This window comes from Pseudomonas sp. ADAK7, from assembly GCF_012935675.1.
In the GTDB taxonomy this organism is placed as follows: Bacteria; Pseudomonadota; Gammaproteobacteria; order Pseudomonadales; family Pseudomonadaceae; genus Aquipseudomonas.
In genome coordinates this window covers 4,442,789-4,467,111 of record NZ_CP052861.1, presented here as the reverse complement: position 1 = coordinate 4,467,111, position 24,323 = coordinate 4,442,789, and the positions used below count along the sequence as shown (strand labels likewise).

The window sequence follows — 24,323 nt, the reverse complement described above, 5'->3', positions numbered from 1 at the left end:
ATGCATTTCACCATTCAACGCGAAGCCCTGTTGAAACCCCTGCAACTGGTCGCAGGCGTCGTCGAGCGCCGACAGACCTTGCCGGTGCTATCCAACGTGCTGCTGGTTGTCGAAGGCCAGCAACTGTCGCTGACCGGTACCGACCTGGAAGTCGAGCTGGTCGGTCGTGTGCAACTCGAAGAGCCGGCTGATCCAGGTTCCATCACCGTGCCTGCGCGCAAGCTGATGGACATCTGCAAAAGCCTGCCGAACGACGCGCTGATCGACATCAAGGTCGATGAGCAGAAGCTCGTGGTGAAGGCTGGCCGTAGCCGCTTCACCCTGTCGACCCTGCCGGCCAACGATTTCCCTACAGTGGAAGAAGGCCCGGGTTCGCTGACGTGCAGCCTGGAGCAAAGCAAACTGCGTCGTCTGATCGAACGCACCAGCTTCGCCATGGCCCAACAGGACGTGCGTTACTACCTCAACGGTATGTTGCTGGAAGTCTCCGAAGGCATCATCCGCGCCGTGGCCACCGACGGTCACCGTCTGGCCATGTGCTCGATGAAGGCTGATATCGGTCAGCCGGATCGTCATCAGGTGATCGTGCCGCGCAAGGGTATCCTTGAGCTGGCGCGTCTGCTGACCGAGCCGGACGGCCTCGTCAGCATCGTCCTCGGTCAGCACCACATTCGTGCGACCACCGGCGAGTTCACCTTCACCTCGAAACTGGTCGACGGAAAATTCCCGGACTACGAGCGTGTTCTGCCGAAAGGTGGCGACAAGCTGGTACTCGGCGACCGCCAGGCCCTGCGTGAAGCCTTCAGCCGTACCGCGATCCTGTCCAACGAGAAGTACCGCGGTATCCGTCTGCAACTGGCCAACGGTCAGCTGAAGATCCAGGCTAACAACCCGGAGCAGGAAGAAGCGGAAGAAGAAGTGGGCGTTGAATACAACGGCGGCAATCTGGAAATCGGCTTCAACGTGAGCTACTTGCTCGACGTGCTGGGCGTGATGACCACCGAGCAGGTTCGCCTGATCCTGTCTGACTCCAACAGCAGTGCGCTGGTGCAAGAGTCCGATAACGACGACTCGGCTTACGTTGTCATGCCGATGCGTCTGTAATCATGCTCAGCAGAAGCTAGATGTCCTTAAGTCGCGTCTCGGTCACCGCGGTGCGCAATCTGCACCCGGTGACCTTCTCCCCCTCTCCCCGAATCAACATTCTTTACGGCGCCAACGGCAGCGGCAAAACCAGTGTTCTGGAAGCCATTCATCTGCTGGGGCTTGCCCGTTCGTTTCGTAGCAGCCGCCTTTTACCGGTGATCCAGTACGAGCAATTGGCGTGCACGGTGTTTGGTCAGGTGGAACTGGCCGAGGGCGGGCATAGCGCTTTGGGGATTTCCCGGGATCGGCAAGGCGAGTTCCAGATCCGTATCGACGGGCAGAACGCCCGCAGCGCGGCGCAACTGGCGGAGATCCTGCCGTTGCAACTGATCAACCCCGACAGCTTCCGGCTGTTGGAGGGGGCGCCGAAGATTCGTCGGCAATTTCTGGATTGGGGTGTGTTCCACGTGGAACCGCGTTTCATGTCCACTTGGCAGCGCTTGCAGAAGGCCCTGCGCCAGAGAAACTCTTGGCTGCGGCATGGTACACTTGACGCCGTTTCGCAAGCGGTTTGGGACAGGGAACTGTGCCAGGCCAGCGCTGAAATTGATGAATACCGCCGCGCTTACATCAAAGCCTTGAAACCAGTCTTTGAACAGACCTTGAGCGAACTGGTTGAGCTCGAGGGCTTAACGCTTAGCTATTACCGAGGTTGGGACAAGGACCGCGAGTTGAGTGCAGTGCTCGCCGGGTCCCTGCATCGGGATCAGCAAATGGGTCATACCCAGGCCGGACCACAACGCGCTGATTTGCGTCTTCGATTGGGCGCACATAACGCCGCGGACATATTGTCCCGGGGTCAGCAGAAGTTGGTGGTCTGTGCATTGCGGATTGCCCAGGGGCATTTGGTTAGCCAGGCCCGACGCGGCCAGTGTATTTATCTGGTGGATGACCTGCCGTCCGAGCTGGACGAGCAACACCGCCGTGCGCTTTGCCGCTTGCTGGAAGACTTACGCTGCCAGGTGTTTATCACCTGTGTAGATCACGAATTATTGAGGGAGGGCTGGCAGACGGAAACGCCAGTCGCTCTGTTCCACGTGGAACAGGGCCGTATCACCCAGACCCACGACCATCGGGAGTGAAGGCATTGAGCGAAGAAAATACGAATACCTACGACTCAACGAGCATTAAAGTGCTGAAAGGCCTGGATGCCGTACGCAAACGTCCCGGTATGTACATTGGTGACACCGACGATGGTAGCGGTCTGCACCACATGGTCTTCGAGGTAGTCGACAACTCCATCGATGAAGCGCTCGCTGGCCACTGCGACGACATCAGCATCATTATCCACCCGGATGAATCCATCACCGTTCGCGACAACGGCCGTGGCATCCCGGTAGACGTGCATAAAGAAGAAGGCGTTTCCGCAGCCGAGGTCATCATGACCGTGCTGCACGCTGGCGGTAAGTTCGACGACAACTCCTACAAAGTATCCGGCGGCTTGCACGGCGTAGGTGTTTCGGTAGTGAACGCCCTGTCGGAAGAATTGGTCCTGACCGTTCGCCGCAGTGGCAAGATCTGGGAACAGACCTACATCCACGGTGTTCCGAAAGAGCCGATGAAAATCGTTGGCGAAAGCGAAACCACGGGTACGCAGATTCACTTCAAGCCGTCCGACCTGACCTTCAAGAATATCCACTTCAGCTGGGACATCCTGGCCAAGCGGATTCGTGAACTGTCCTTCCTCAACTCCGGTGTCGGCATCGTCCTCAAGGACGAGCGCAGCGGCAAGGAAGAGCTGTTCAAGTACGAAGGCGGCCTGCGTGCGTTCGTTGAATACCTGAACACCAACAAGACTCCGGTCAACCAGGTGTTCCACTTCAACATCCAGCGTGAAGACGGCATCGGCGTGGAAATCGCCCTGCAGTGGAACGACAGCTTCAACGAGAACCTGTTGTGCTTCACCAACAACATTCCACAGCGCGACGGCGGTACTCACCTGGTGGGTTTCCGTTCCGCACTGACGCGTAACCTGAACACCTACATCGAAGCGGAAGGCCTGGCGAAGAAGCACAAAGTCGCCACCACCGGTGACGACGCCCGTGAAGGCCTGACCGCGATCATTTCGGTGAAGGTTCCGGATCCGAAGTTCAGCTCCCAGACCAAAGACAAGCTGGTTTCTTCCGAAGTGAAGACCGCGGTCGAACAGGAAATGGGCAAGTACTTCTCCGACTTCCTGCTGGAGAACCCGAACGAAGCCAAACTGGTCGTCGGCAAGATGATCGACGCGGCGCGCGCGCGTGAAGCGGCGCGTAAAGCCCGTGAGATGACCCGTCGTAAAGGCGCGCTGGATATCGCCGGCCTGCCGGGCAAACTGGCTGACTGCCAGGAAAAAGACCCTGCCCTGTCCGAACTGTACCTCGTGGAAGGTGACTCTGCTGGCGGCTCCGCCAAGCAGGGTCGCAACCGTCGCACCCAGGCCATCCTGCCGTTGAAAGGCAAGATCCTGAACGTCGAGAAGGCGCGCTTCGACAAGATGATCTCTTCGCAAGAAGTGGGCACCTTGATCACCGCGCTGGGCTGCGGCATCGGCCGTGACGAGTACAACATCGCCAAGCTGCGTTACCACAACATCATCATCATGACCGATGCTGACGTCGACGGTTCGCACATCCGTACCCTGCTGCTGACCTTCTTCTTCCGTCAGTTGCCGGAGCTGATCGAGCGCGGTTACATCTACATCGCTCAACCGCCGCTGTACAAGGTCAAGAAAGGCAAGCAAGAGCAATACATCAAAGACGACGACGCCATGGAAGAGTACATGACGCAGTCGGCCCTGGAAGATGCGAGCCTGCACTTGAACGAGGACGCTCCGGGTATTTCCGGACCTGCCCTTGAGCGCCTGGTGAATGACTTCCGTCTGGTGATGAAGACCCTCAAGCGTCTGTCCCGCCTGTACCCGCAGGAACTGACCGAGCACTTCATCTACCTGCCAGCGGTGAGCATGGAGCAACTGTCCGACCACGCAGCGATGCAGGACTGGATGGCCAAGTTTGACGTTCGCCTGCGCACCGGCGAGAAGTCTGGTCTGGTGTACAAAGCCAGCCTGCGTGAAGACCGTGAACGTAACGTCTGGCTGCCAGAGGTCGAACTGATCTCCCACGGCCTGTCGAACTACATCACGTTCAACCGTGACTTCTTCGGCAGCAACGATTACAAGACCGTTGTTTCCCTGGGCGCTCAGCTGAGCACCTTGCTCGACGACGGCGCGTACATCCAGCGCGGCGAGCGCAAGAAGCCGGTCACCGAGTTCAAGGAAGCCCTTGAATGGCTGATGGCTGAAAGCACCAAGCGTCACACCATCCAGCGCTACAAAGGTCTGGGCGAGATGAACCCGGATCAGCTGTGGGAAACCACCATGGACCCAGCGCAGCGCCGGATGCTCAAAGTGACCATCGAAGACGCCATTGGCGCGGACCAGATCTTCAACACCCTGATGGGTGATGCGGTCGAACCCCGTCGTGACTTCATCGAAAGCAACGCCCTGGCCGTTTCCAACCTGGACTTCTGATCCAGCGGTAACGCCAAAACGAAAAAGGCCAACGCACATGCGTTGGCCTTTTTTATGGCTTCCAGAAAATCAAAAGATCTTATTCGCTTACCGCCCCCACACTCTCCAACCGATACCCATACCCATAAATCGTCAGCAGCTGCCAACCGCGATCCGCCGTCAGTCCCAACTTATTTCGCAGGCGATAGATGTGCGTATCCAGCGGCCGCGAAGAGACCATTTCTTCATGACTCCAAAACCGCTCATACAGGTATTCCCGAGACAGCGGTCTGCCTAGATTGGTGAACAGACAGTGGGCCAGCCGGTATTCTTTTTCGGTCAGGCTGATGGGGCTGCCGGCACGGGTAACCGTCAACTCGGCATCGTCGAACACCAGATCATTGAAATTCAATATTTCGGCAGCGATCACGCGTTGCTGGCTATGCCTGCGTAATACGGCAGCGACCCGGGCTTTCAATTCGTTGGGACGGAACGGCTTGCTCACGTAGTCATCGGCCCCGGCGTTCAGCGCCTGGACGATGTCGCTCTCGGCGTCGCGACTGGTGAGCATGATCGCCGCGGGAGGCGCGTCCATGTGTTCGCGGGTCCAGCGCAGCAGCGAGAGGCCACTGAGGTCCGGCAGTTGCCAGTCGAGGATCAACAGGTCGAAGGTTTCCCGACGCAGCTGACGCAATAGATCTTCTCCACGCTCGAAACTGTGCAATGACCAGGACTGTTCTGCCGGTTCGGCCATTTGTCGCAGAGTCTGTTCCACCCGGCGCAGTTCGGCGGGTTCATCGTCCAGTATCGCGACACGCATGTGCGGTAGTTCCTTGATGGCTGGTGGGCGGTAGACGATACCGGCTCGACCAGGGGAGTGAAAGTAAGCTGCGCCCCGCTGGTCGCCGTCCGCTATGATTCTTCAGGTTCAATCCTTCTTTCAGACCCGTGACTCATGAACCTAATTCCCCCTCCCCTCCTTTATCCGACTAGCCCATGACGAATTTGCGTCGCCGTGAGAGCCGCGAGCCGACTCAGGTCCAGCGCTTGTTTGGGCAATTGGTTCGAGAATGGCTGTGGATAATTGTGCTTCTATTACCGCTGACGGCGCTGCTTTCATTCGGCGCCCAGTCCGATGAACTTGAAGGTTCCGGAATATTGGGTGCGTTGCTGTCGGTCAGCCTGGTGGCCTGCGTGCTTGGCTTGCTGTTACTGCGGCCGCGCCTGGCACTGTGGCTGACGCTGGGTGGCATGTGTTGTGCGCTGCTGATCAGCGCCTGTCTGGCCGAGATGCGATGGTGGTGGTCACCGGCGGCGAGCCTGTTTGGCATGCTGTTCGGTTACCTGATCTGGAACTGGCGCCGGCTGAGTGTGGTACTGACCTATTTCGGTTGGGAGTTGGCGCGCCTGGACGACGAACCGAAAGTATTCCCTGAGCGTCGTCGGGCACAGTCTCCCGCTGGCGATCATTTGCAGCGCCAAGTCATGGCGCTGGAACAAGCCATGAGCCGGACCCGTGATACCCGGCGCTTCATCGCCGATGGTCTGGAATACTTGCCGGTGGCCACGTTGATCAGTGATCCCCAGGGCCGGATTTTGCTGGGCAACCGTAATGCTCGTGACCTGTTCGGCACTGATCTGGTGGGCGATGACGTTCTTGAACAATTGGAACGGCTGGGTTATCCGGAACTGCTCGATGGCTCGCGTCCGCTGTTGTCGACCTTGGCGTTGCTGGAGTTCAGAGACATCAAGGGGCGCAGTCTGCGCCTGGAACGTGCGGCATTGCTGCCAGTGGACGGTGAAACACCGATCGGCTGGCTGTTGAGCCTCACTGACCTGAGTGTCGAACGCGAGGCCGAGGAACAACGGACCGTGCTGTTGCGCTTTTTATCCCACGACTTGCGAGCGCCGCATTCGGCGATCCTTGCGCTGCTCGATGTGCATCGACAGCAAGTGGGCGGGGACACGCAACTGTTTGATCAGATCGAGCGCCAGGTACGCCGGGCCCTGGACCTCACCGACGGCTTCGTGCAATTGGCCAGGGCCGAGTCCGCGGCTTATGAATTCCAGCCAAGCCTGTTCGCGATGCTGGTGCTGGACGTCTTTGACCAGGCGCTGAGCATCGCGCAATTGAAACAGATCGAGTTGGTCCATCATCTGGATGACGATGCCCAGGAAAGCCTGATCATGGCCGATCAAGGGTTGCTGACCCGGGCGTTGTTCAATCTGCTGGAAAACGCGATCAAGTACAGTGATTCCGGTACGTGTATCAGCCTGCGAGTCAGTTGCAGCGAGGGATGGCTAGCGTGCGAGTTGATTGATCAGGGCAAAGGCATCGCCGCCGGAGAATTGCCCGAGCTGTTCAGTCAATATCGACGGTTTTCCTCGGCTCAAGGCATCGATGGCGTGGGGCTTGGGTTATCGATGGTTAAAGCGGTGGTGGATCACCACGGTGGGCGCATCGAGTGTCAGAGTGAGCTCGGCAAAGGCACCCGCTTCAGCCTCTTGTTTCCGCTGTTGGCAGACTGAATCGCGGGTATAAAAAACCGGCTATAACAGCCGGTTTTTTTACGTCCGAAAAAAACTTATGCACCTTTTCCGGTGTTTTATCAGCTTAAGAAATATGTATATAAATCATAAGCCTATAGACGGAATTCGCTGTTTTTCAACAAAACGGTACACAGGTTATCCACAGAATCTCAGACAGCCACTTGATCGGTTTCGACCGGGGCTTGTGGAGTCGGTGGCAGCGAACCCATGTCCCGCTGCATCTGTTCGTTCCACGCCTGGACCCGATCGTTCAGCGCGGCAATGGCTCGCGGCCCGCTGCCCTCGGCATACATCGGTTCGCCAATGATGACGGTGATCACGCCCTGCTTCTTCGCCCACCCGGCTTTCGGCCAAAATTTGCCGGCATTGTGTGCAATCGGCAGCACTGGAAGCGCGGCGTTGACCGCCAAAGCGGTTCCACCGCGAGAGAATTTGCCGACAGTGCCGTAGGGAACGCGAGTGCCCTCAGGGAAGATCAACACCCAGACGCCATCCTTCAGCAACTCGTCGCCCTTTTTCGCCACATGCTTGAGGGCGGCTTTCGGGTTATCGCGATCGATGGCGATCGGTCGCAGCATCGCCATGGCCCAGCCGAAGAACGGGACGAAGAGCAGCGAGCGCTTGAGCACTTGGCTCAATGGCTCGAAGTACGCTGAAAGAAAGAACGTCTCCCACGTGCTCTGGTGGTTCGACTGAATCACGCAAGGTTGGTCAGGTACGTTCTCGGCACCCTTCACTTCATAGCTGATGCCCAGAAATACTTTGCTCAGCCACAAGGCGCAGCGGCACCAGTACACGTTGATAAAGCGATAACGCGCCTTGAACGGCAGAAACGGCGCGATAAAAAAGCTCAGGCTGCACCAGAGCAACGAGCTGGTGCCCAGCAGCAGGTAAAAGAGGAAGGTTCTGATGGCCTGCAATATCGACATGGTGACGTTTACCGTGCGGGCGCTGCCCGTCTATATAAAGCGCACTCCCGATCAATCCTTAATCGGAACAATCGAAGCACTCTAATTGTGGATAAGTTCTGCGGCAATCGCCGCCAGATCGTCAAAAATCAAGGTGCCAACCGGTAGGGTCTTGCCCAAAGTCTTTTCGCCTTTCCCGGTCTTTACTAAAACTGGCTGAGAATCGACGGCTTTTGCGGCTTCCAGGTCACCAAGGGTGTCGCCGACAAACCATAGATTTGCCAGCGACACGTTGTAACGCGCGGCGATGGTTTTCAACATCCCGGGTTTTGGCTTGCGGCAATCGCAGCCGTCGTCCGGCCCGTGGGGGCAATAGACGATCAGCCCGACCTCACCGCCCTGCTCCGCCACCCGCTCACGCAAGCGCTCATGCATGGCTTCCAGGGTGGCGATGTCGTAATAGCCGCGAGCGATGCCCGACTGGTTGGTGGCGACTGCCACCGTCCAGCCGGCCTTGCTCAACTGCGCGATGGCTTCGATCGAACCCGGGAGCGGAATCCACTCCTCCACCGACTTGATGTAAGCGTCGGAGTCGTAATTGATCACCCCGTCCCGATCGAGAATCAGCAGTTTCAAACCGTCTTACCCCAGCAGCGAAATGTCGGCAACGCCGAGGAACAGCCCACGCAAGCGGGACAACAGGGCATAACGGTTGGCGCGCACCTTGGCGTCATCCGCGTTGACCATTACCGCTTCGAAGAACGCATCCACAGGCTCGCGCAAGGCAGCCAGGCGCGCCAGCGATTCGCTGTACTGACGAGCAGCGGCCATCGGCTGGACAGCCTGGTCAGCCTGCTGGATCGCCGAGTACAGGGAGAACTCGTTGGCATTGTCGAAGTACTTGGCCTCCACCACCGATGGAATCGAGCCTTCGGCTTTGCTCAGCAGGTTCGAAACACGTTTGTTCACGGCGGCCAGGGCAGCGGCTTCCGGCAATTTGCGGAACGCTTCTACCGCTTGAACGCGCTGATCGAAGTCCAGTGCGGAACCCGGTTTCAGCGCACGCACCGACAGGTAAGTGCCGACATCCACGCCTTCGTCTTCGTAACGGGCACGCAGACGGTCGAAGATGAATTCCAGCACCGACTCGTTCAGGCCGGCAGCCTTGATCTTGGCGCCGAATGCATTCACGGCGAACGCCACGGCGTCGTTCAGGTCGAGGTCGAGCTTCTTGTCGATCAGGATGCGCAACACACCGAGTGCAGCACGGCGCAGGGCATACGGGTCTTTGCTACCGGTGGGCAGCATGCCGATGCCGAAGATGCCAACCAGGGTGTCGAGCTTGTCGGCGATGGCCACGGCCGCACCGGTCAGGGTGGTCGGCAGTTCAGCGCCGGCTCCGCGAGGCATGTATTGCTCGTTCAGGGCCAGGGCGACTTCTTCCGGCTCGCCGTCGTTGAGGGCGTAGTAGTAACCGGCGACGCCTTGCATCTCCGGGAACTCACCGACCATCTCGGTCGCCAGGTCGCACTTGGACAACAGACCGGCACGGGACGCCCAGGCTGCGTTGCCACCAATGCGCTGCGCGATGTACGCGGCCAGTTTGGAAACGCGCTCGGCCTTGTCGTAGACGCTGCCGAGTTTTTCCTGGAACACCACGTTTTGCAGGCGCAGGTTGAAGTCTTCGAGTTTCTGCTTCTTGTCTTGCTTGAAGAAGAACTCGGCGTCGGTCAGGCGTGGGCGAACCACTTTCTCGTTACCGGCGATGATCTGCTGCGGGTCTTTGCTTTCGATGTTGGCCACGGTAATGAAACGTGGCAGCAACTTGCCGTCGGCATCCAGCAGGCAGAAGTACTTTTGGTTGTCCTGCATGGTGGTGATCAGCGCTTCTTGCGGCACATCGAGGAAACGTTCCTCGAACGAGCACACCAGCGGCACCGGCCATTCAACCAGCGCGGTCACTTCGTCGAGCAAGGCCGGAGGAACGATGGCGGTGCCTTCCTGCAGGGTCGCCAGTTCTTCGGTGCGCTTGCTGATGATGGCGCGACGCTCGTTGGCATCGGCCAGCACGTAGGCTGCACGCAGGTCGGCCAGGTAGTTGGCCGGCGCGCTGATGCGCACGCTTTGCGGGTGATGGAAGCGGTGGCCACGGGAGTCGCGGCCAGCCTTCTGGGCGAGGATCGTGCAATCGATGACCTGGTCACCGAGCAGCATCACCAGCCACTGGGTCGGACGGACGAATTCTTCCTTGCGAGCGCCCCAACGCATGCGCTTCGGGATCGGCAGGTCGTTCAGGGAATCTTCGACGATGGTCGGCAGCAGGCTCGCGGTCGGTTTACCGGCGATGCTCTGGCTGTAACGCAGTTTCGGACCACTCTGATCGATTTCGCTCAGGTCGACGCCGCACTTCTTGGCGAAGCCCAGGGCGGCTTGAGTCGGGTTGCCGTCGGCATCGAACGCAGCCTGACGCGGCGGACCATCGAGGTTGATGCTGCGATCCGGTTGCTGGGTAGCCAGCGCAGTGATCAGCACAGCCAGACGACGCGGCGCGGCGTAGACGGTTTTGGCTTCGTAGTTCAGGCCAGCGGCTTGCAGGCCCTTGTCGATACCGGCGAGGAACGCGTCGGCCAGGGTGTTCAGGGCTTTGGGTGGCAGTTCTTCGGTGCCCAATTCAACCAGGAAATCCAGAGCACTCATTGTGCAGCCTCCAGCTTAGCCAACACTTCATCACGCAGGTCCGGGGTCGCCATCGGGAAGCCCAGCTTGGCGCGAGCCAGCAGGTAGGCTTGCGCAACGGAACGCGCCAGGGTGCGTACACGCAGAATGTATTGCTGACGTGCAGTCACCGAGATTGCCCGGCGCGCATCCAGCAGGTTGAAGGTGTGGGACGCCTTCAACACCATTTCGTAGCTCGGCAACGGCAGCGGCTGGTCGAGTTCGATCAGGCGCTTGGCTTCGCTTTCGTAGAAATCGAACAGCTCGAACAGCTTCTCGACATTGGCGTGTTCGAAGTTGTAGGTCGACTGCTCGACTTCGTTCTGGTGGAACACGTCGCCATAGGTCACTTTGCCCATCGGGCCGTCAGCCCAGACCAGGTCGTAGACCGAATCCACGCCTTGCAGGTACATGGCCAGACGCTCAAGACCGTAGGTGATCTCGCCGGTCACCGGGTAGCACTCGATGCCGCCCGCTTGCTGGAAGTAAGTGAACTGCGTCACTTCCATGCCGTTGAGCCAGACTTCCCAGCCCAGACCCCAGGCGCCCAGTGTTGGCGACTCCCAGTTGTCTTCGACGAAGCGGATGTCGTGGACCAACGGGTCCAGGCCAACGTGCTTGAGGGAGCCCAGGTACAGTTCCTGGAAGTTGTCCGGGTTCGGCTTCAGGACTACCTGGAACTGGTAGTAGTGCTGCAGACGGTTCGGGTTTTCGCCGTAGCGGCCGTCAGTCGGGCGACGACTGGGCTGCACATAAGCGGCGTTCCAGGTTTCCGGGCCGATGGCGCGCAGAAACGTGGCTGTGTGGAAAGTGCCGGCGCCTACTTCCATATCGTAGGGCTGAAGTACCACGCAACCTTGCTCGGCCCAGTATTGCTGGAGGGCGAGGATCAAGTCTTGGAAGGTACGCACGGCTGGCGTAGGCTGGCTCACGAAATTCACCTGTTTCTTGGGCTGCGATTTAAAGAGCGGGAGTATACCCGATTCGTTGCTGCGCACGCCCCCTGGAGCCTTATGCCACGCTGCTTTTGGTGTTCCGAAGATCCGCTGTACATGGCTTATCACGATCAGGAGTGGGGCACGCCGCTACGCGATGCGCAGGGATTGTTCGAGTTGCTTTTGCTCGAAGGGTTCCAGGCCGGCCTCTCATGGATCACCGTGTTGCGTAAACGTGAGCGCTATCGCGAGGTGTTGTTCGGCTTCGACGTCCAGCGTGTGGCGCAGATGAGCGACGCGGAAATCGATGAATTGATGCTCGATCCCGGCATCATCCGCAATCGCCTCAAACTCAACGCCGCCCGGCGCAACGCCCAGGCTTGGCTGGCGCTGGAGGACCCGGTGGGGTTTCTCTGGTCGTTCGTTGGCGATAAGCCGGTGATCAATCATTTCAAGGATCGCAGCCAGGTACCGGCCGTGACACCGGTTGCCGTGGAGATGAGCAAAGGCCTGAAAAAGGCCGGCTTCACGTTCGTCGGCCCGACCATTTGCTACGCGCTGATGCAGGCGTCGGGCATGGTCATGGACCACACCCAGGATTGCGATCGCTACGCGACGCTGGCGAACGGCGGTTAGAATGGCCGCCTCGCACACAGCACAAGATCAGGAGTGACCTGTGGATAAGTTTAAAGGCGCCTTGCTGGTAGGCGCTCTGCGGCTGTTTGCCCTGCTTCCGTGGCGGGCCGTGCAAGCAGTTGGCGCGGCCATTGGCTGGATGATGTGGAAAACCCCCAACCGTTCCCGCGACGTGGTGCGGATCAACCTCGCCAAGTGCTTCCCGGACATGGACCCGGCCGAACGCGAGCGTCTGGTGGGCCAGAGCCTGAAAGACATCGGCAAGTCCCTGACCGAAAGCGCCTGCGCCTGGATCTGGCCGGCCCAGCGCTCCATCGACCTAGTGCGTGAAGTCGAAGGCCTCGACGTGTTGAAGGATGCGTTGGCGTCCGGCAAAGGCGTGGTCGGCATCACCAGCCACCTCGGCAACTGGGAAGTGTTGAACCACTTCTATTGCAACCAGTGCAAACCGATCATTTTCTATCGGCCTCCGAAATTGAAAGCGGTGGACGATTTGCTGCGCAAGCAGCGGGTGCAGTTGGGCAACCGCGTGGCCGCTTCCACCAAGGAAGGCATCCTCAGCGTCATCAAGGAAGTGCGCAAAGGTGGTGCAGTGGGCATTCCCGCTGACCCGGAACCGGCCGAATCCGCCGGGATCTTCGTGCCGTTCTTCGCCACCCAGGCGCTGACCAGTAAATTCGTACCGAACATGCTCGCTGGCGGCAAAGCGGTCGGCGTGTTCCTGCATGCCCTGCGCCTGCCGGACGGTTCAGGGTACAAAGTGATCCTCGAAGCCGCGCCAGAAGCCATGTACAGCACGGATACCGAGACGTCCTGCGCGGCGATGAGCCAGGTGGTCGAGCGTTACGTGCGGGCGTATCCGAGCCAGTACATGTGGAGCATGAAACGCTTCAAGAAGCGTCCACCGGGTGAAGAACGCTGGTACTGACATAAATGGCACGATCTGTGGATAACCCTGACCTGTAGGAGCGTTATCCACAACCGTTCATTCAAGGGCGCAGAAGATGTCCGAACTCCGCAAGTCATTCCGCATCAAGATCAGCCACGAAAGCTTCGGCGAGTGCCTCGGCCAAACCCGCCATCTTTCGACGACGGGCGTCTACGTCAAGCATCCAACCCTGTCGGCGTTGCCCACGGGCGCGGTGGTCTACGGCCAGGTCCAGGACTTACCCACAGGCGCACCGCGAGTGCGCATGGAAGTGGTGTTGGTGGATGCCGAGGGTATTGGCCTGCGCTATCTCTGATCACTGGGCCTGACGAGCAAGCTTCTTCAGGAACACAGTCATTTCCTTTTCCGCCTGCTTGTCGCCGTGGGCGCGAGCGGCTTCCAGGCCTTGTTCCCAGGCCTGACGCGCGGCGGCATGATCCGCCAGTGCGAGATGGGCCTTGCCCAACAGCTTCCACGCTGCCGAATACTTCGGATCGAACTCGACGCAACGCTGGAAATGCTCAGCGGCCTTGGCGTTTTCCCCAAGATCCAGATAACCCTTGCCCAAGCCAAAGCGCAGCAATGAGTTATCCACACCCTTGGCGAGCATTTTTTCCAGGGATTCGAGCATGGGTGTTTCCTCTCTACAGTGATCGTTCCCACGCTCCGCGTGGGAATGCCTCAACGGACGCTCCGCGTTCGGCTTTGGATGGGACGCGGAGCGTCCCGGGCTGCATTCCCACGCAGAGCGTGGGAACGATCAGTTAGAAGAAGCTCAACCCGACGTGAAACAGCTTCTCCACATCCCGAATATGCTTCTTATCCACCAGAAACAGAATCACATGGTCGCCGGTTTTGATCACCGTATCGTCGTGGGCAATGATCACTTCTTCATCACGAATAATCGCGCCAATCGTCGTGCCCGGCGGCAAACCGATGTTCTCGATGGACTTGCCAATCACCTTGCTCGACTTCGCATCGCCATGGGCAATCGCCTCGATGGCTTCCGCCGCGCCCCGGCGCAGTGAGTGCACGCTGACGATATCGCCACGGCGCACGTGGGCCAGCAGCGTACCGATGGTCGCCAGTTGCGGGCTGATGGCGATGTCGATGTCGCCGCCCTGGATCAAATCGACATAGGCCGGGTTGTTGATGATCGTCATCACCTTCTTCGCGCCCAGGCGCTTGGCCAGCAACGACGACATGATGTTGGCTTCGTCATCATTGGTCAGGGCCAGGAAGATGTCGGCGTCGGCGATGTTCTCTTCCAGTAGCAAATCGCGGTCCGACGCGCTGCCCTGCAACACCACGGTGCTGTCGAGGGTGTCCGAGAGATAGCGGCAGCGCGCCGGGTTCATCTCGATGATCTTCACCTGATAACGGCTTTCGATGGCCTCGGCCAGTCGCTCGCCGATCTGCCCGCCGCCAGCAATGACGATGCGTTTATAGCTTTCATCGAGGCGGCGCATTTCGCTCATCACCGCACGAATATTCGCCTTGGCCGCGATGAAAAACACTTCGTCGTCGGCCTCGATCACCGTATCGCCCTGGGGCAGGATCGGCCGGTCGCGGCGAAAAATCGCCGCTACGCGGGTTTCAACGTTCGGCATGTGCTCGCGCAACTGCCGCAGTTGCTGGCCCACCAATGGTCCGCCGTAGTACGCCTTCACCGCTACCAGTTGCGCTTTGCCTTCGGCGAAGTCGATCACCTGCAAGGCGCCGGGGTGTTCGATCAGGCGCTTGATGTAATTGGTGACCACTTGTTCCGGGCTGATCAGCACGTCCACCGGGATCGCTTCGTTGTTGAACAGCCCGCCGCGCGTCAAGTACGCGGCTTCGCGGACTCGGGCGATCTTGGTCGGGGTGTGGAACAGGGTGTGGGCGACCTGGCAGGCGACCATGTTGGTTTCGTCGCTGTTGGTTACAGCGACCAGCATGTCCGCGTCGTCGGCGCCGGCCTGACGCAACACGGTCGGAAACGACGCGCGGCCCTGCACGGTGCGGATGTCGAGGCGATCACCGAGGTCGCGCAGGCGTTCACCATCGGTGTCGACCACAGTGATGTCGTTGGCTTCGCTGGCCAAGTGCTCTGCCAGCGAACCGCCAACCTGCCCCGCGCCGAGGATGATGATTTTCATCCAGTCACTCCCTTGAAAATCCGGTTAACCGCGTGCGGCGGCAATTTTGATCAACTTGGCGTAGTAGAACCCGTCATGCCCGCCCTGCTGGGCCAGCAATTGGCGACCATGGGGTTGCTTGATCCCGGCCGTGGTGGCCAGGTCCAGCTCACGGGCGCCCGGCGTGCGGGCGAGGAAGGCTTCGATGACTTCGGTGTTCTCGGTCGGCAGCGTCGAGCAGGTGGCGTAAAGCAGAACGCCGCCCACTTCCAGAGTTATCCACATGGCGTCGAGCAATTCGCCTTGCAGCACCGCGAGCGCGGCGATGTCGTCCGGTTGGCGGGTCAGCTTGATGTCCGGGTGACGACGGATCACGCCGGTGGCCGAGCACGGCGCGTCGAGCAGGATGCGCTGGAACGGCTTGCCGTCCCACCAGGTCGCGGTGTCGCGGCCGTCGGCGGCGATCAGTTCGGCGCTCAGGCCCAAGCGTGCGAGGTTCTCCCGAACCCGCACCAGACGCTTGGCTTCCAGGTCCACCGCCACCACGCCGGCCAGTGCAGGCTCGGCTTCGAGGATGTGGCAGGTCTTGCCGCCGGGGGCGCAACAGGCGTCGAGCACCCGTTGGCCCGGCGCGAGGTCCAGCAGATCGGCGGCCAGTTGCGCGGCTTCGTCCTGCACGCTGATCCAGCCTTCGGCGAAACCCGGCAGGCTGCGCACGTCGGCGGCGGCGTCGAGGATGATGCCATCGCGGCTGTACACGCACGGCGTGGCGGCGATGCCCGCGTCACTCAGCAAGCCGAGATACGCATCGCGGGAATGATGACGACGGTTGACCCGCAGAATCATCGGCGGATGGGCGTTGTTCGCCGCGCAGATGGCTTCCCACTGTTCAGGCCAGAACGCTTTCAGGGATTTTTGCAGCCAGCGCGGGTGGGCAGTGCGCACCACCGGGTCGTGTTCCAGCTCGGCCAGCAACGCTTCGCTTTCCCGTTGGGCGCGGCGCAACACGGCGTTGAGCAAGGCTTTGGCCCAAGGCTTTTTCAGCTTGTCGGCGCAACCGACGGTTTCGCCGATGGCGGCGTGGGCCGGGACGCGGGTGTAGAGCAATTGATAGAGGCCGACCAGCAACAACGCCTCGACATCGGCATCGGCGGCTTTGAACGGCTTCTGCAACAACTTGGCCGCCAGCGCCGACAAACGCGGCTGCCAGCGTGCAGTGCCGAACGCCAGGTCCTGGGTAAAACCGCGGTCGCGATCTTCAACCTTGTCCATTTGCGTCGGCAGCGAACTGTTGAGCGAAGCTTTTCCGTTCAGGACAGCGGCAAGTGCCTTGGCGGCAGCCAGACGCGGGTTCATTGAGCGTCCGCCACGTGACCGAGCACGGTGCCGACAGCGAATTTCTCACGACGGCTGTTGAACAAGTCGCTGAAATTAAGTGCCTTGCCGCCGGGCAATTGCAGACGGGTCAGGCACAGGGCTTGTTCACCGCAGGCGACGATCAGGCCGTCCTTGCTGGCGCTGAGGATTTGCCCCGGATTGCCCTGCCCTTCGGCAAGGTTCGCGGCCAATACCTTCAGTGCTTCGCCATTCAGCGTGCTGTGGGTGATCGGCCACGGGTTGAAGGCGCGGACCAGGCGTTCCAGCTCAACCGCCGGACGGCTCCAGTCGATGCGCGCTTCGTCTTTGTTCAATTTGTGAGCATAAGTGGCGAGGCTGTCGTCCTGCACTTCGCCTTCCAGCGTGCCGGCAGCGAGGCCGGCAATCGCTTGAACCACTGCCGGTGGGCCCATTTCAGCCAGACGGTCGTGGAGGCTGCCACCGGTGTCTTCGCCAGTGATCGGCGTGGTGACTTTCAACAGCATCGGGCCGGTGTCGAGGCCCAGTTCCATGCGCATCACGGTCACGCCGCTTTCGCTGTCGCCCGCTTCAACGGCGCGTTGAATCGGCGCCGCACCACGCCAGCGTGGCAGCAAGGACGCATGGCTGTTGATGCAACCCAGGCGCGGAATATCCAGCACCACTTGCGGCAGGATCAGGCCGTAGGCGACCACCACCAGCAAGTCGGGCTTGAGTGCGGCCAGTTCAGCCTGGGCATCTTCGTTGCGCAGGGTCGGCGGTTGCAGCACCGGGATGTTGTTTTCCAGAGCCAACTGCTTGACCGGGCTCGGCATCAGTTTTTGCCCACGGCCCGCCGGACGGTCCGGTTGGGTGTAGACCGCGACGATCTCGTAAGGGCTGGCGAGCAGGGCCTTGAGGTGTTCGGCGGCGAATTCCGGGGTGCCGGCAAAGACGATGCGCAGTGGCTCAGTCATGGGAGCAATCTCTGAAAAGAAAAAGGCTTGCCGCAGCAAGCCTTTGAAAGGAGGGCATCAAGCGTTCTGGCGATGGAGCTTTTCCAGTTTCTTCTTGATTCGGTCGCGTTTGAGGTTCGACAGGTAATCGACGAACAACTTGCCGTTGAGGTGGTCGCATTCGTGCTGGATGCACACGGCGAGCAGGCCTTCGGCGATCAGTTCGTAGGGTTGGCCATCGCGGTCCAGGGCCTTGATCTTGACCTTCTGCGGGCGATCGACGTTTTCGTAGAAGCCCGGTACCGAGAGGCAGCCTTCCTGATATTGCTCCATCTCGTCGGTCAGGGTTTCGAACTCGGGGTTGATGAACACCCGAGGTTCGCTGCGGTCTTCGGAGAGGTCCATCACGACGATACGTTTGTGCACGTTGACCTGGGTCGCGGCGAGGCCGATGCCTGGCGCTTCATACATTGTTTCAAACATGTCATCGACCAACTGACGCACTTCGTCGTCCACTACGGCCACAGGTTTGGCGATAGTGCGCAGGCGCGAGTCGGGAAATTCGAGGATGTCTAAAATGGCCATAAGCTTAATTGCTGCACATGTGAGGTAAAGTCGGGTCGATGGCCTGGCGGGTCCGAAGATGCAGGCTACCGTTGTAAAACGTAGCTCCTTTCTTTGTGAAGAGCCAGGAGCGAGCCACGGGGGCTCTGGCGTTTTACGCGAACGCACATAATAAAGGGATTCACCGCATGAGGAAATCACTACTCGCCTTGCTCCTTCTGGCCTCGGCCGGTTTGGCGCACGGGCAAGTGCAACTCAAGGAAGGTTTTCCGCAGCAATACACAGTGGTAAGGGGCGACACACTTTGGGACATCTCCGGGAAATTCCTGCGTGAGCCGTGGAAATGGCCCGAACTCTGGCAGGTCAATCCGCAAATCCAGAACCCTAATCTGATCTATCCGGGCGATTCGCTGACACTGACCTACGTCAACGGCCAGCCGCGACTGACCCTCAATCGCGGCGAATCCCGGGGCACCATCAAGCTCTCGCCCCGGATCCGCAGCAGCCCGGTGGCCGATGCGATCCCGAGCATTCCACTGCAATCGATCAACAGCTTTCTATTGAGCAACCGCATCGTCGACAAGGTCGAGGACTTCGATAAGGCGCCCTACATCGTCGCCGGTGATGCCGAACGCGTGCTTAGCGGCACCGGTGATCGCATCTTCGCCCGCGGGCATTTCGACCCGAATCAGCCGGTGTACGGCATCTTCCGCCAGGGCAAGGTCTACACCGATCCGCAGAGCAAGGAGTTCCTGGGGATCAACGCCGACGACATCGGCGGCGGTGAGATTGTCGCGACGGAAGGCGATGTCGCCACCCTGGCGCTGCAACGCACCACCCAGGAAGTGCGTCTCGGCGACCGCCTGTTCAGTGGCGAAGAGCGGGCGATCAATTCGACCTTCATGCCCAGTGCGCCGAAAAGCGACATCAATGGCCTGATCATCGATGTGCCGCGCGGGGTCACGCAGATTGGCGCGATGGACGTGGTCACGCTGAACAAAGGGCAACGGGATGGCCTGGCCGAAGGCAACGTGCTGGTGGTGATGAAAACCGGCGAAACGGTGCGTGATCGCGTAACCGGCCAGCCGCTGAAAATTCCCGATGAGCGCGCCGGTTTACTGATGGTTTTCCGCACCTATGACAAACTTAGTTACGGGTTGGTCCTCAACGCATCGCGCTCGTTGGCGGTGATGGATAAGGTGCGAAATCCTTAGCCTGCTCCACAAGTTACCAACAGAGTTATCCACAGCTTATTCCCGTTTGAACGGGGCTCATAACGATCAAGGATGATCCATGTCGCTCTCTGCATTTACGCCGGTTTCCCCTGCGGAACTGGAAGCCCGTCTACGCCTGCATCGCTTACCTGAGCTCGGCCCGGCGCGATTTAAAAAACTCCTCGAAGCCTTTGGCTCTGCATCCAAGGCCATCAGCGCCCCGGCCAGTGCCTGGCGTTCGTTGGGCTTGCCGCTGACCTGCGCGGAGGCCCGACGCAGCAATGAAATCCGCGACGGCGCCAGCCACGCATTGGCCTGGCTAGAGCGTCCGGGCCAGCATTTGCTGATGTGGGACCAACCCGAGTACCCGGCGTTGCTGGCGGAAATCAGCGATGCACCGCCGCTGTTATTTGTCGCCGGGGATCCGGGCATCCTCGAACAACCGCAACTGGCGATGGTTGGCAGTCGCCGTGCTTCGCGGCCGGGCATGGACACGGCCGCTGCGTTTTCCCGCAGTCTGGCCGGCGCCGGATTCGTCATCACCAGCGGTCTGGCCCTAGGCATCGACGCCGCAGCGCACCAAGCCGCATTGGACGTGGGCGGGCGAACGGTCGGGGTACTTGGCACGGGACTTGAAAAGTTTTATCCACAGCGCAATCGTCGCTTGGCGGACGCCATGATTGCTTCGGGCAGCGCGGTGCTTTCCGAGTTCCCGCTGGACGCTGGCCCGAGCGCCAGCAACTTCCCCCGGCGCAACCGGATCATCAGCGGTTTATCCCTCGGCGTGCTGGTGGTCGAGGCCAGTGTTGCCAGTGGTTCGTTGATTACGGCGAAGCTTGCGGCGGAACAGGGGCGCGAGGTGTATGCGATTCCGGGGTCGATTCATCACCCTGGCGCAAAGGGCTGTCATCAACTGATCCGCGACGGTGCGATGCTGGTGGAAACCATCGACCATATTCTCGAAGGCCTGCGCGGTTGGCAGCGGTTGCCGTTATCCACAGAAGCACCGCAGACGACTCATCCCTTGCTGATGTTGCTGCATGCGGCGCCGCACACCAGTGAAGCGTTGGCACACAGCAGCGGCTGGGCCTTGCCCAAAGTGCTGGCGGCGTTGACGGAACTGGAAATGGACGGCCGGGCGGTGTGCGAAAGCGGACGCTGGTTTGCGCGGGTGAGCTAGGTTTTATAAGGAAGATCGGTAAACTGCGCAGAGCCTTATTCCGGAGAGTTTTTTCATGGTCAACAGTTGGCGTGTGCAACAAGCCGCGCAAGCCGTTCGCGCAGGGGCGGTGATTGCCTATCCAACCGAAGCCGTCTGGGGCCTGGGTTGTGATCCGTGGAACGAAGAAGCGGTTAGCCGTTTGTTGATGATCAAGGGCCGGGCCATGGGTAAAGGCCTGATCCTGGTGGCCGACAATATTCGCCAGTTCGACTTCCTCTTCGAAGATTTCCCTGAACTGTGGCTGGACCGCATGGCCAGCACCTGGCCAGGGCCGAACACGTGGTTGGTGCCACACCAGAATCTATTGCCGCAATGGATTACCGGCGTGCATGAAACCGTGGCGCTGCGGGTCAGCGATCACCCGTTGGTGCGGGATTTGTGCGCAGCAGTGGGGCCGCTGGTGTCGACGTCTGCCAACCCGCAAGGCCGGCCGGCGGCGCGCACGCGGATTCGCGTCGAGCAGTATTTCCGTGGGCAAATCGATGGCGTGCTGGGCGGCAATCTCGGTGGGCGCAAGAACCCGAGTGTGATTCGGGATGTGGCGACCGGGCATGTGGTGCGCCCGGGCTAACACCTGAGTGACTTGTGGCGAGGGAGCTTGCTCCCGTTGGACTGCGCAGCAGTCCCCTTCTTTTTAGGGAGAAGCGGGGCCGCTTCGCAGCCCAGCGGGAGCAAGCTCCCTCGCCACAGTGCGGCGTTACGGCAACAACACCGTAGAACCCGTCGTACGCCGCGCCGACAGCTCGGTCTGCGCCTTCGCCGCTTCCGCCAACGGATACTTCTGGCTGATATCAACCTTCACTTTGCCGCTGATAATCATCTCGAACAGCTCATCCGCCATGCGCTGCAGGTTCTCGGCATTGTTGGCATAAGTCGCCAGGGTCGGCCGGGTCACGTACAGCGAGCCCTTCGCCGACAGAATCCCCAGGTTCACCCCATCCACCGCGCCTGACGCATTGCCGAAGCTCACCACCAAGCCTCGCGGCTGCACGCTATCGAGCGACGTCAGCCAGGTGTCCTTGCCCACGCCGTCATACACCACTGGGACTTTTTTCCCGTCCGTCAATTCCAGCACTCGTTTTGCGACATCTTCGTGGCTGTAATCGATGGTCGCCCAGGCGCCGTTGGCCTTGGCCAGCGCGGCTTTTTCCGCTGAACTGACGGTTCCGATCAACTTCACGCCCAAGGCCTTGGCCCACTGGCAGGCCAGGGAACCGACCCCACCGGCCGCGGCGTGAAACAGGATGGTTTCGCCACCCTTGAGTTCATAGGTCTGACGCAACAGGTACTGCACGGTGAGGCCCTTGAGCATCACGCCGGCGGCCTGTTCGAAGCTGATCGCATCCGGTAGTTTCACCAGATTGGCTTCCGGCAGCACGTGGACTTCGCTGTAGGCACCCAGCGGTCCGCTGCCATAAGCCACGCGATCACCGACCTTGAAACGAGTGACTTCGCTGCCAACTGCTTCGACAATGCCGGCGCCTTCGGAGCCCAGGCCGGACGGCAGGGCTGGCAACGGATAGAGGCCGCTGCGGTAATAGGTGTCGATAAAGTTCAGGCCGATGGCCTTGTTGGTCACGCGCACTTGCTGCGGGCCGGGCTCGGCGGGTTGGTAATCGACATACTCGAGCACTTCGGGGCCGCCATGGGCGCGGAATTGAATACGCTTTGCCATCAGAACTCTCCTTAGGTCGCATTACGAAGCTCCCTATCGGACTCCTATGCTTGATCTTCGTCAACTGCGGCAGGTGTATCTGCGATGTTATGCTACGCGCCCATTTGCGCCGGCCCCCGCTCCCGTGGCGCGCCGCGTAGTTTTGCCCGATTCAAGGTGATGACATGACGACCCGCACCGAGGCCGTAAAAGCCTACCTGCTCGACCTGCAAGACCGCATTTGCGCCGCCCTGGAAACCGAGGACGGCGGCACGCGCTTCGTCGAAGACGCCTGGACCCGCCCTGCCGGCGGTGGCGGTCGCACCCGTGTGATCGAAAACGGCGCGGTGATCGAAAAGGGCGGCGTCAACTTTTCCCACGTCTTCGGCAGCGGTCTCCCACCGTCCGCCAGCGCTCATCGGCCGGAACTGGCCGGGCGCGGCTTCGAAGCGTTGGGCGTGTCGCTGGTGATTCACCCGCATAACCCGTATGTGCCGACGTCCCACGCCAACGTGCGTTTCTTCATCGCGGAAAAAGAAGGTGAAGAGCCGGTCTGGTGGTTCGGCGGCGGCTTCGACCTGACCCCTTACTACGGCAATGAAGAAGACTGCGTGCACTGGCACCGTATCGCCGAACAGGCCTGCGCGCCGTTCGGGGCGGACGTTTACCCGCGCTACAAGGCCTGGTGCGACTCGTACTTCCACATCAAGCACCGCCATGAGCCACGAGGTATCGGCGGGCTGTTTTTCGATGACTTGAATGAGTGGGACTTCGACACCAGTTTCGCCTTCATGCGCGCCATCGGCGATGCGTTCATCGATGCGTACCTGCCGATCGTGCAGCGGCGCAAGAACGATGCGTTCACGGAGAAGCAGCGGGAATTCCAGGAATTCCGCCGTGGCCGTTATGTCGAGTTCAACCTGGTTTACGACCGTGGCACGTTATTCGGTCTGCAATCGGGTGGGCGTACCGAGTCGATCCTGATGTCCCTGCCGCCGCAAGTGCGCTGGGGTTATGACTGGAAGGCCGAGCCGGGCAGCGAAGAAGCGCGGTTGACCGAGTATTTCCTGCAAGATCGTGATTGGCTGGCCAAAGGTCTGAACGAGGAATCCTGATGGATCGTTATGTCGTATTCGGTAACCCGATTGGTCACAGCAAGTCGCCGCTGATCCATCGCCTGTTTGCCGAGCAGACCGGTGAGCAATTGGACTACAGCACCTCGCTGGCACCCCTCGACGACTTTTCCGACTTTGCCCGGGCATTTTTTGCTGAAGGTCGTGGGGCGAATGTCACGGTGCCGTTCAAGGAAGACGCCTTTCGTCTGGCCGACAGCCTGACCGAGCGCGCGCAACGGGCCGGTGCGGTGAACACTTTGAGTAAACTGGCCGACGGCACATTGTTGGGCGACAACACCGACGGTGCTGGGCTGGTGCGCGACCTGACGGTCAACGCCGGTTTCAGCCTCAAGGGCAAACGCATCCTGCTGCTGGGTGCCGGCGGTGCAGTGCGTGGCGCACTGGAACCGTTATTGGCCGAGCAACCGGCGTCGCTGATCATCGCCAACCGCACCGTGGAAAAAGCCGAGTTGCTGGCGCAACTGTTTGCCGACCTGGGGCCGGTGTCCGCCAGTGGTTTCGACTGGTTGCAGGAACCGGTGGACCTGATCATCAATGCGACGTCCGCCAGCCTGTCAGGCGATGTACCGCCGATTGCCGGAAGTTTGATCGAGCCGGGCAGGACGCTGTGCTACGACATGATGTACGGCAAGGAGCCGACTTCGTTCTGCCGGTGGGCCCGCGAACACGGCGCGGCGGTGACGATGGATGGCTTGGGGATGCTGGCCGAGCAGGCGGCGGAAGCCTTCTACCTGTGGCGCGGCGTGCGGCCGGATACGGCGCCGGTGTTGGCCGAGCTTCGCCGCCAACTCGTCGCATAATCCTGCTCTTGTAGGAG

23 protein-coding genes are annotated in these 24,323 nt (G+C 60.2%); 12 read left to right on the top strand and 11 right to left on the bottom strand.

The features are described 5' to 3' along the window. Genes dnaN through gyrB form a run of 3 tightly spaced genes read left to right on the top strand, consistent with a single transcriptional unit; the run spans nt 1 to nt 4,657 of the window. A complete protein-coding gene (gene dnaN / locus HKK53_RS20475) occupies nt 1–1,104 on the top strand; it encodes a DNA polymerase III subunit beta (RefSeq protein ID WP_054048133.1) in 1,104 nt (367 codons plus the stop codon). Between the two features lie 20 nt (nt 1,105–1,124). Further along, nucleotides 1,125–2,228 (top strand): DNA replication/repair protein RecF, encoded by a 1,104-nt coding sequence (gene recF, locus HKK53_RS20470; protein WP_169372334.1) that lies wholly within the window; start codon nt 1,125–1,127, stop codon nt 2,226–2,228. 5 nt (nt 2,229–2,233) lie between these two features. Continuing rightward, complete coding sequence (gyrB, locus tag HKK53_RS20465; RefSeq protein ID WP_169372333.1) at nt 2,234–4,657, top strand: DNA topoisomerase (ATP-hydrolyzing) subunit B; 2,424 nt, start codon at nt 2,234–2,236, stop codon at nt 4,655–4,657. A 79-nt stretch (nt 4,658–4,736) separates the two neighbouring features. Here gyrB and HKK53_RS20460 read toward each other — a convergent pair whose 3' ends face one another. Then, complete coding sequence (locus tag HKK53_RS20460) at nt 4,737–5,456, bottom strand: response regulator transcription factor (protein WP_169372332.1); 720 nt, start codon at nt 5,454–5,456, stop codon at nt 4,737–4,739. A gap of 176 nt (nt 5,457–5,632) precedes the next feature. On the opposite strand from HKK53_RS20460, the gene HKK53_RS20455 reads away from it, so the two are divergent. After that, nucleotides 5,633–7,165 (top strand): sensor histidine kinase, encoded by a 1,533-nt coding sequence (locus tag HKK53_RS20455; RefSeq protein ID WP_169372331.1) that lies wholly within the window; start codon nt 5,633–5,635, stop codon nt 7,163–7,165. A 170-nt stretch (nt 7,166–7,335) separates the two neighbouring features. Here the strand turns inward: HKK53_RS20455 and HKK53_RS20450 are convergent, their stop codons facing one another. The 4 genes from HKK53_RS20450 to glyQ form a co-directional block, all read right to left on the bottom strand. Then, nucleotides 7,336–8,115 (bottom strand): lysophospholipid acyltransferase family protein, encoded by a 780-nt coding sequence (locus HKK53_RS20450; RefSeq protein ID WP_169372330.1) that lies wholly within the window; start codon nt 8,113–8,115, stop codon nt 7,336–7,338. 81 nt (nt 8,116–8,196) lie between these two features. Next, a complete protein-coding gene (gmhB, locus tag HKK53_RS20445) occupies nt 8,197–8,730 on the bottom strand; it encodes a D-glycero-beta-D-manno-heptose 1,7-bisphosphate 7-phosphatase (RefSeq protein ID WP_169372329.1) in 534 nt (177 codons plus the stop codon). A 6-nt stretch (nt 8,731–8,736) separates the two neighbouring features. Then, the gene (gene glyS, locus HKK53_RS20440) at nt 8,737–10,791 is read right to left on the bottom strand and encodes a glycine--tRNA ligase subunit beta (RefSeq protein WP_169372328.1); all 2,055 of its coding nucleotides are present in this window, start codon (nt 10,789–10,791) and stop codon (nt 8,737–8,739) included. Beyond that, nucleotides 10,788–11,741, bottom strand: a complete 954-nt coding sequence (gene glyQ, locus HKK53_RS20435) for a glycine--tRNA ligase subunit alpha (protein WP_008155694.1) — start codon at nt 11,739–11,741, stop codon at nt 10,788–10,790. The genes glyS and glyQ overlap by 4 nt, the downstream gene beginning before the upstream one ends. A gap of 81 nt (nt 11,742–11,822) precedes the next feature. Between glyQ and tag the strand changes: the two genes are divergently transcribed. The 3 genes from tag to HKK53_RS20420 all read left to right on the top strand — a co-directional run bounded on the left by tag (nt 11,823) and on the right by HKK53_RS20420 (nt 13,624). Then, nucleotides 11,823–12,380, top strand: coding sequence for a DNA-3-methyladenine glycosylase I (gene tag / locus HKK53_RS20430; protein WP_169372327.1), 558 nt, complete (start codon nt 11,823–11,825; stop codon nt 12,378–12,380). 40 nt (nt 12,381–12,420) lie between these two features. Further along, nucleotides 12,421–13,308, top strand: coding sequence for a lysophospholipid acyltransferase (locus HKK53_RS20425; RefSeq protein ID WP_169372326.1), 888 nt, complete (start codon nt 12,421–12,423; stop codon nt 13,306–13,308). A 76-nt stretch (nt 13,309–13,384) separates the two neighbouring features. After that, a complete protein-coding gene (locus HKK53_RS20420) occupies nt 13,385–13,624 on the top strand; it encodes a PilZ domain-containing protein (RefSeq protein ID WP_169372325.1) in 240 nt (79 codons plus the stop codon). Here the strand turns inward: HKK53_RS20420 and HKK53_RS20415 are convergent, their stop codons facing one another. The 5 genes from HKK53_RS20415 to def all read right to left on the bottom strand — a co-directional run bounded on the left by HKK53_RS20415 (nt 13,625) and on the right by def (nt 18,301). Further along, nucleotides 13,625–13,939 (bottom strand): tetratricopeptide repeat protein, encoded by a 315-nt coding sequence (locus HKK53_RS20415; protein ID WP_169372324.1) that lies wholly within the window; start codon nt 13,937–13,939, stop codon nt 13,625–13,627. It abuts the gene before it with no gap. A gap of 133 nt (nt 13,940–14,072) precedes the next feature. After that, nucleotides 14,073–15,446 carry a Trk system potassium transporter TrkA gene (trkA, locus tag HKK53_RS20410; protein WP_169372323.1) on the bottom strand — a complete coding sequence of 458 codons (1,374 nt, stop codon included), beginning with the start codon at nt 15,444–15,446 and terminating at the stop codon, nt 14,073–14,075. 24 nt (nt 15,447–15,470) lie between these two features. Beyond that, entirely contained in the window at nt 15,471–16,781 is a 1,311-nt protein-coding gene (gene rsmB / locus HKK53_RS20405) for a 16S rRNA (cytosine(967)-C(5))-methyltransferase RsmB (RefSeq protein ID WP_169372322.1), read from the bottom strand. Next, nucleotides 16,778–17,737, bottom strand: a complete 960-nt coding sequence (gene fmt, locus HKK53_RS20400) for a methionyl-tRNA formyltransferase (RefSeq protein ID WP_169372321.1) — start codon at nt 17,735–17,737, stop codon at nt 16,778–16,780. The genes rsmB and fmt overlap by 4 nt, the downstream gene beginning before the upstream one ends. A 57-nt stretch (nt 17,738–17,794) precedes the next feature. After that, the gene (def, locus tag HKK53_RS20395; RefSeq protein ID WP_046056612.1) at nt 17,795–18,301 is read right to left on the bottom strand and encodes a peptide deformylase; all 507 of its coding nucleotides are present in this window, start codon (nt 18,299–18,301) and stop codon (nt 17,795–17,797) included. A 167-nt stretch (nt 18,302–18,468) separates the two neighbouring features. On the opposite strand from def, the gene HKK53_RS20390 reads away from it, so the two are divergent. The 3 genes from HKK53_RS20390 (at nt 18,469) to HKK53_RS20380 (ending at nt 21,287) form a co-directional block, all read left to right on the top strand. Further along, nucleotides 18,469–19,494, top strand: a complete 1,026-nt coding sequence (locus tag HKK53_RS20390) for a LysM peptidoglycan-binding domain-containing protein (RefSeq protein WP_169372320.1) — start codon at nt 18,469–18,471, stop codon at nt 19,492–19,494. Nucleotides 19,495–19,573: 79 nt separating this feature from the next. Next, the gene (dprA, locus tag HKK53_RS20385; protein WP_169372319.1) at nt 19,574–20,674 is read left to right on the top strand and encodes a DNA-processing protein DprA; all 1,101 of its coding nucleotides are present in this window, start codon (nt 19,574–19,576) and stop codon (nt 20,672–20,674) included. A gap of 55 nt (nt 20,675–20,729) precedes the next feature. After that, the gene (locus HKK53_RS20380; RefSeq protein WP_169372318.1) at nt 20,730–21,287 is read left to right on the top strand and encodes an L-threonylcarbamoyladenylate synthase; all 558 of its coding nucleotides are present in this window, start codon (nt 20,730–20,732) and stop codon (nt 21,285–21,287) included. A gap of 126 nt (nt 21,288–21,413) precedes the next feature. On the opposite strand, the gene HKK53_RS20375 is transcribed toward HKK53_RS20380, so the two are convergent. Continuing rightward, complete coding sequence (locus tag HKK53_RS20375) at nt 21,414–22,391, bottom strand: NADPH:quinone reductase (protein WP_169372317.1); 978 nt, start codon at nt 22,389–22,391, stop codon at nt 21,414–21,416. A gap of 164 nt (nt 22,392–22,555) precedes the next feature. Between HKK53_RS20375 and hemF the strand changes: the two genes are divergently transcribed. Next, nucleotides 22,556–23,485, top strand: coding sequence for an oxygen-dependent coproporphyrinogen oxidase (gene hemF / locus HKK53_RS20370; protein ID WP_169372316.1), 930 nt, complete (start codon nt 22,556–22,558; stop codon nt 23,483–23,485). Then, on the top strand, nt 23,485–24,306 hold the full coding sequence (aroE, locus tag HKK53_RS20365) for a shikimate dehydrogenase (RefSeq protein ID WP_169372315.1): 822 nt from the start codon (nt 23,485–23,487) through the stop codon (nt 24,304–24,306). Before hemF ends, aroE begins: the two co-directional genes overlap by 1 nt. The last annotated feature ends 17 nt before the right edge of the window (nt 24,307–24,323 follow it).

Coding starts and splice junctions, on each gene's coding strand:
- tag (WP_169372327.1), top strand. CDS start 11,823: ATGCCACGCTGCTTTTGGTGTTCCGAAGATCCGCTGTACATGGCTTAT.
- rsmB (WP_169372322.1), bottom strand. CDS start 16,781: ATGAACCCGCGTCTGGCTGCCGCCAAGGCACTTGCCGCTGTCCTGAAC.
- HKK53_RS20455 (WP_169372331.1), top strand. CDS start 5,633: ATGACGAATTTGCGTCGCCGTGAGAGCCGCGAGCCGACTCAGGTCCAG.
- trkA (WP_169372323.1), bottom strand. CDS start 15,446: ATGAAAATCATCATCCTCGGCGCGGGGCAGGTTGGCGGTTCGCTGGCA.
- HKK53_RS20420 (WP_169372325.1), top strand. CDS start 13,385: ATGTCCGAACTCCGCAAGTCATTCCGCATCAAGATCAGCCACGAAAGC.
- HKK53_RS20375 (WP_169372317.1), bottom strand. CDS start 22,391: ATGGCAAAGCGTATTCAATTCCGCGCCCATGGCGGCCCCGAAGTGCTC.
- aroE (WP_169372315.1), top strand. CDS start 23,485: ATGGATCGTTATGTCGTATTCGGTAACCCGATTGGTCACAGCAAGTCG.
- dnaN (WP_054048133.1), top strand. CDS start 1: ATGCATTTCACCATTCAACGCGAAGCCCTGTTGAAACCCCTGCAACTG.
- recF (WP_169372334.1), top strand. CDS start 1,125: ATGTCCTTAAGTCGCGTCTCGGTCACCGCGGTGCGCAATCTGCACCCG.
- dprA (WP_169372319.1), top strand. CDS start 19,574: ATGTCGCTCTCTGCATTTACGCCGGTTTCCCCTGCGGAACTGGAAGCC.
- def (WP_046056612.1), bottom strand. CDS start 18,301: ATGGCCATTTTAGACATCCTCGAATTTCCCGACTCGCGCCTGCGCACT.
- glyS (WP_169372328.1), bottom strand. CDS start 10,791: ATGAGTGCTCTGGATTTCCTGGTTGAATTGGGCACCGAAGAACTGCCA.
- HKK53_RS20415 (WP_169372324.1), bottom strand. CDS start 13,939: ATGCTCGAATCCCTGGAAAAAATGCTCGCCAAGGGTGTGGATAACTCA.
- HKK53_RS20390 (WP_169372320.1), top strand. CDS start 18,469: ATGAGGAAATCACTACTCGCCTTGCTCCTTCTGGCCTCGGCCGGTTTG.
- HKK53_RS20380 (WP_169372318.1), top strand. CDS start 20,730: ATGGTCAACAGTTGGCGTGTGCAACAAGCCGCGCAAGCCGTTCGCGCA.
- fmt (WP_169372321.1), bottom strand. CDS start 17,737: ATGACTGAGCCACTGCGCATCGTCTTTGCCGGCACCCCGGAATTCGCC.
- HKK53_RS20450 (WP_169372330.1), bottom strand. CDS start 8,115: ATGTCGATATTGCAGGCCATCAGAACCTTCCTCTTTTACCTGCTGCTG.
- hemF (WP_169372316.1), top strand. CDS start 22,556: ATGACGACCCGCACCGAGGCCGTAAAAGCCTACCTGCTCGACCTGCAA.
- HKK53_RS20460 (WP_169372332.1), bottom strand. CDS start 5,456: ATGCGTGTCGCGATACTGGACGATGAACCCGCCGAACTGCGCCGGGTG.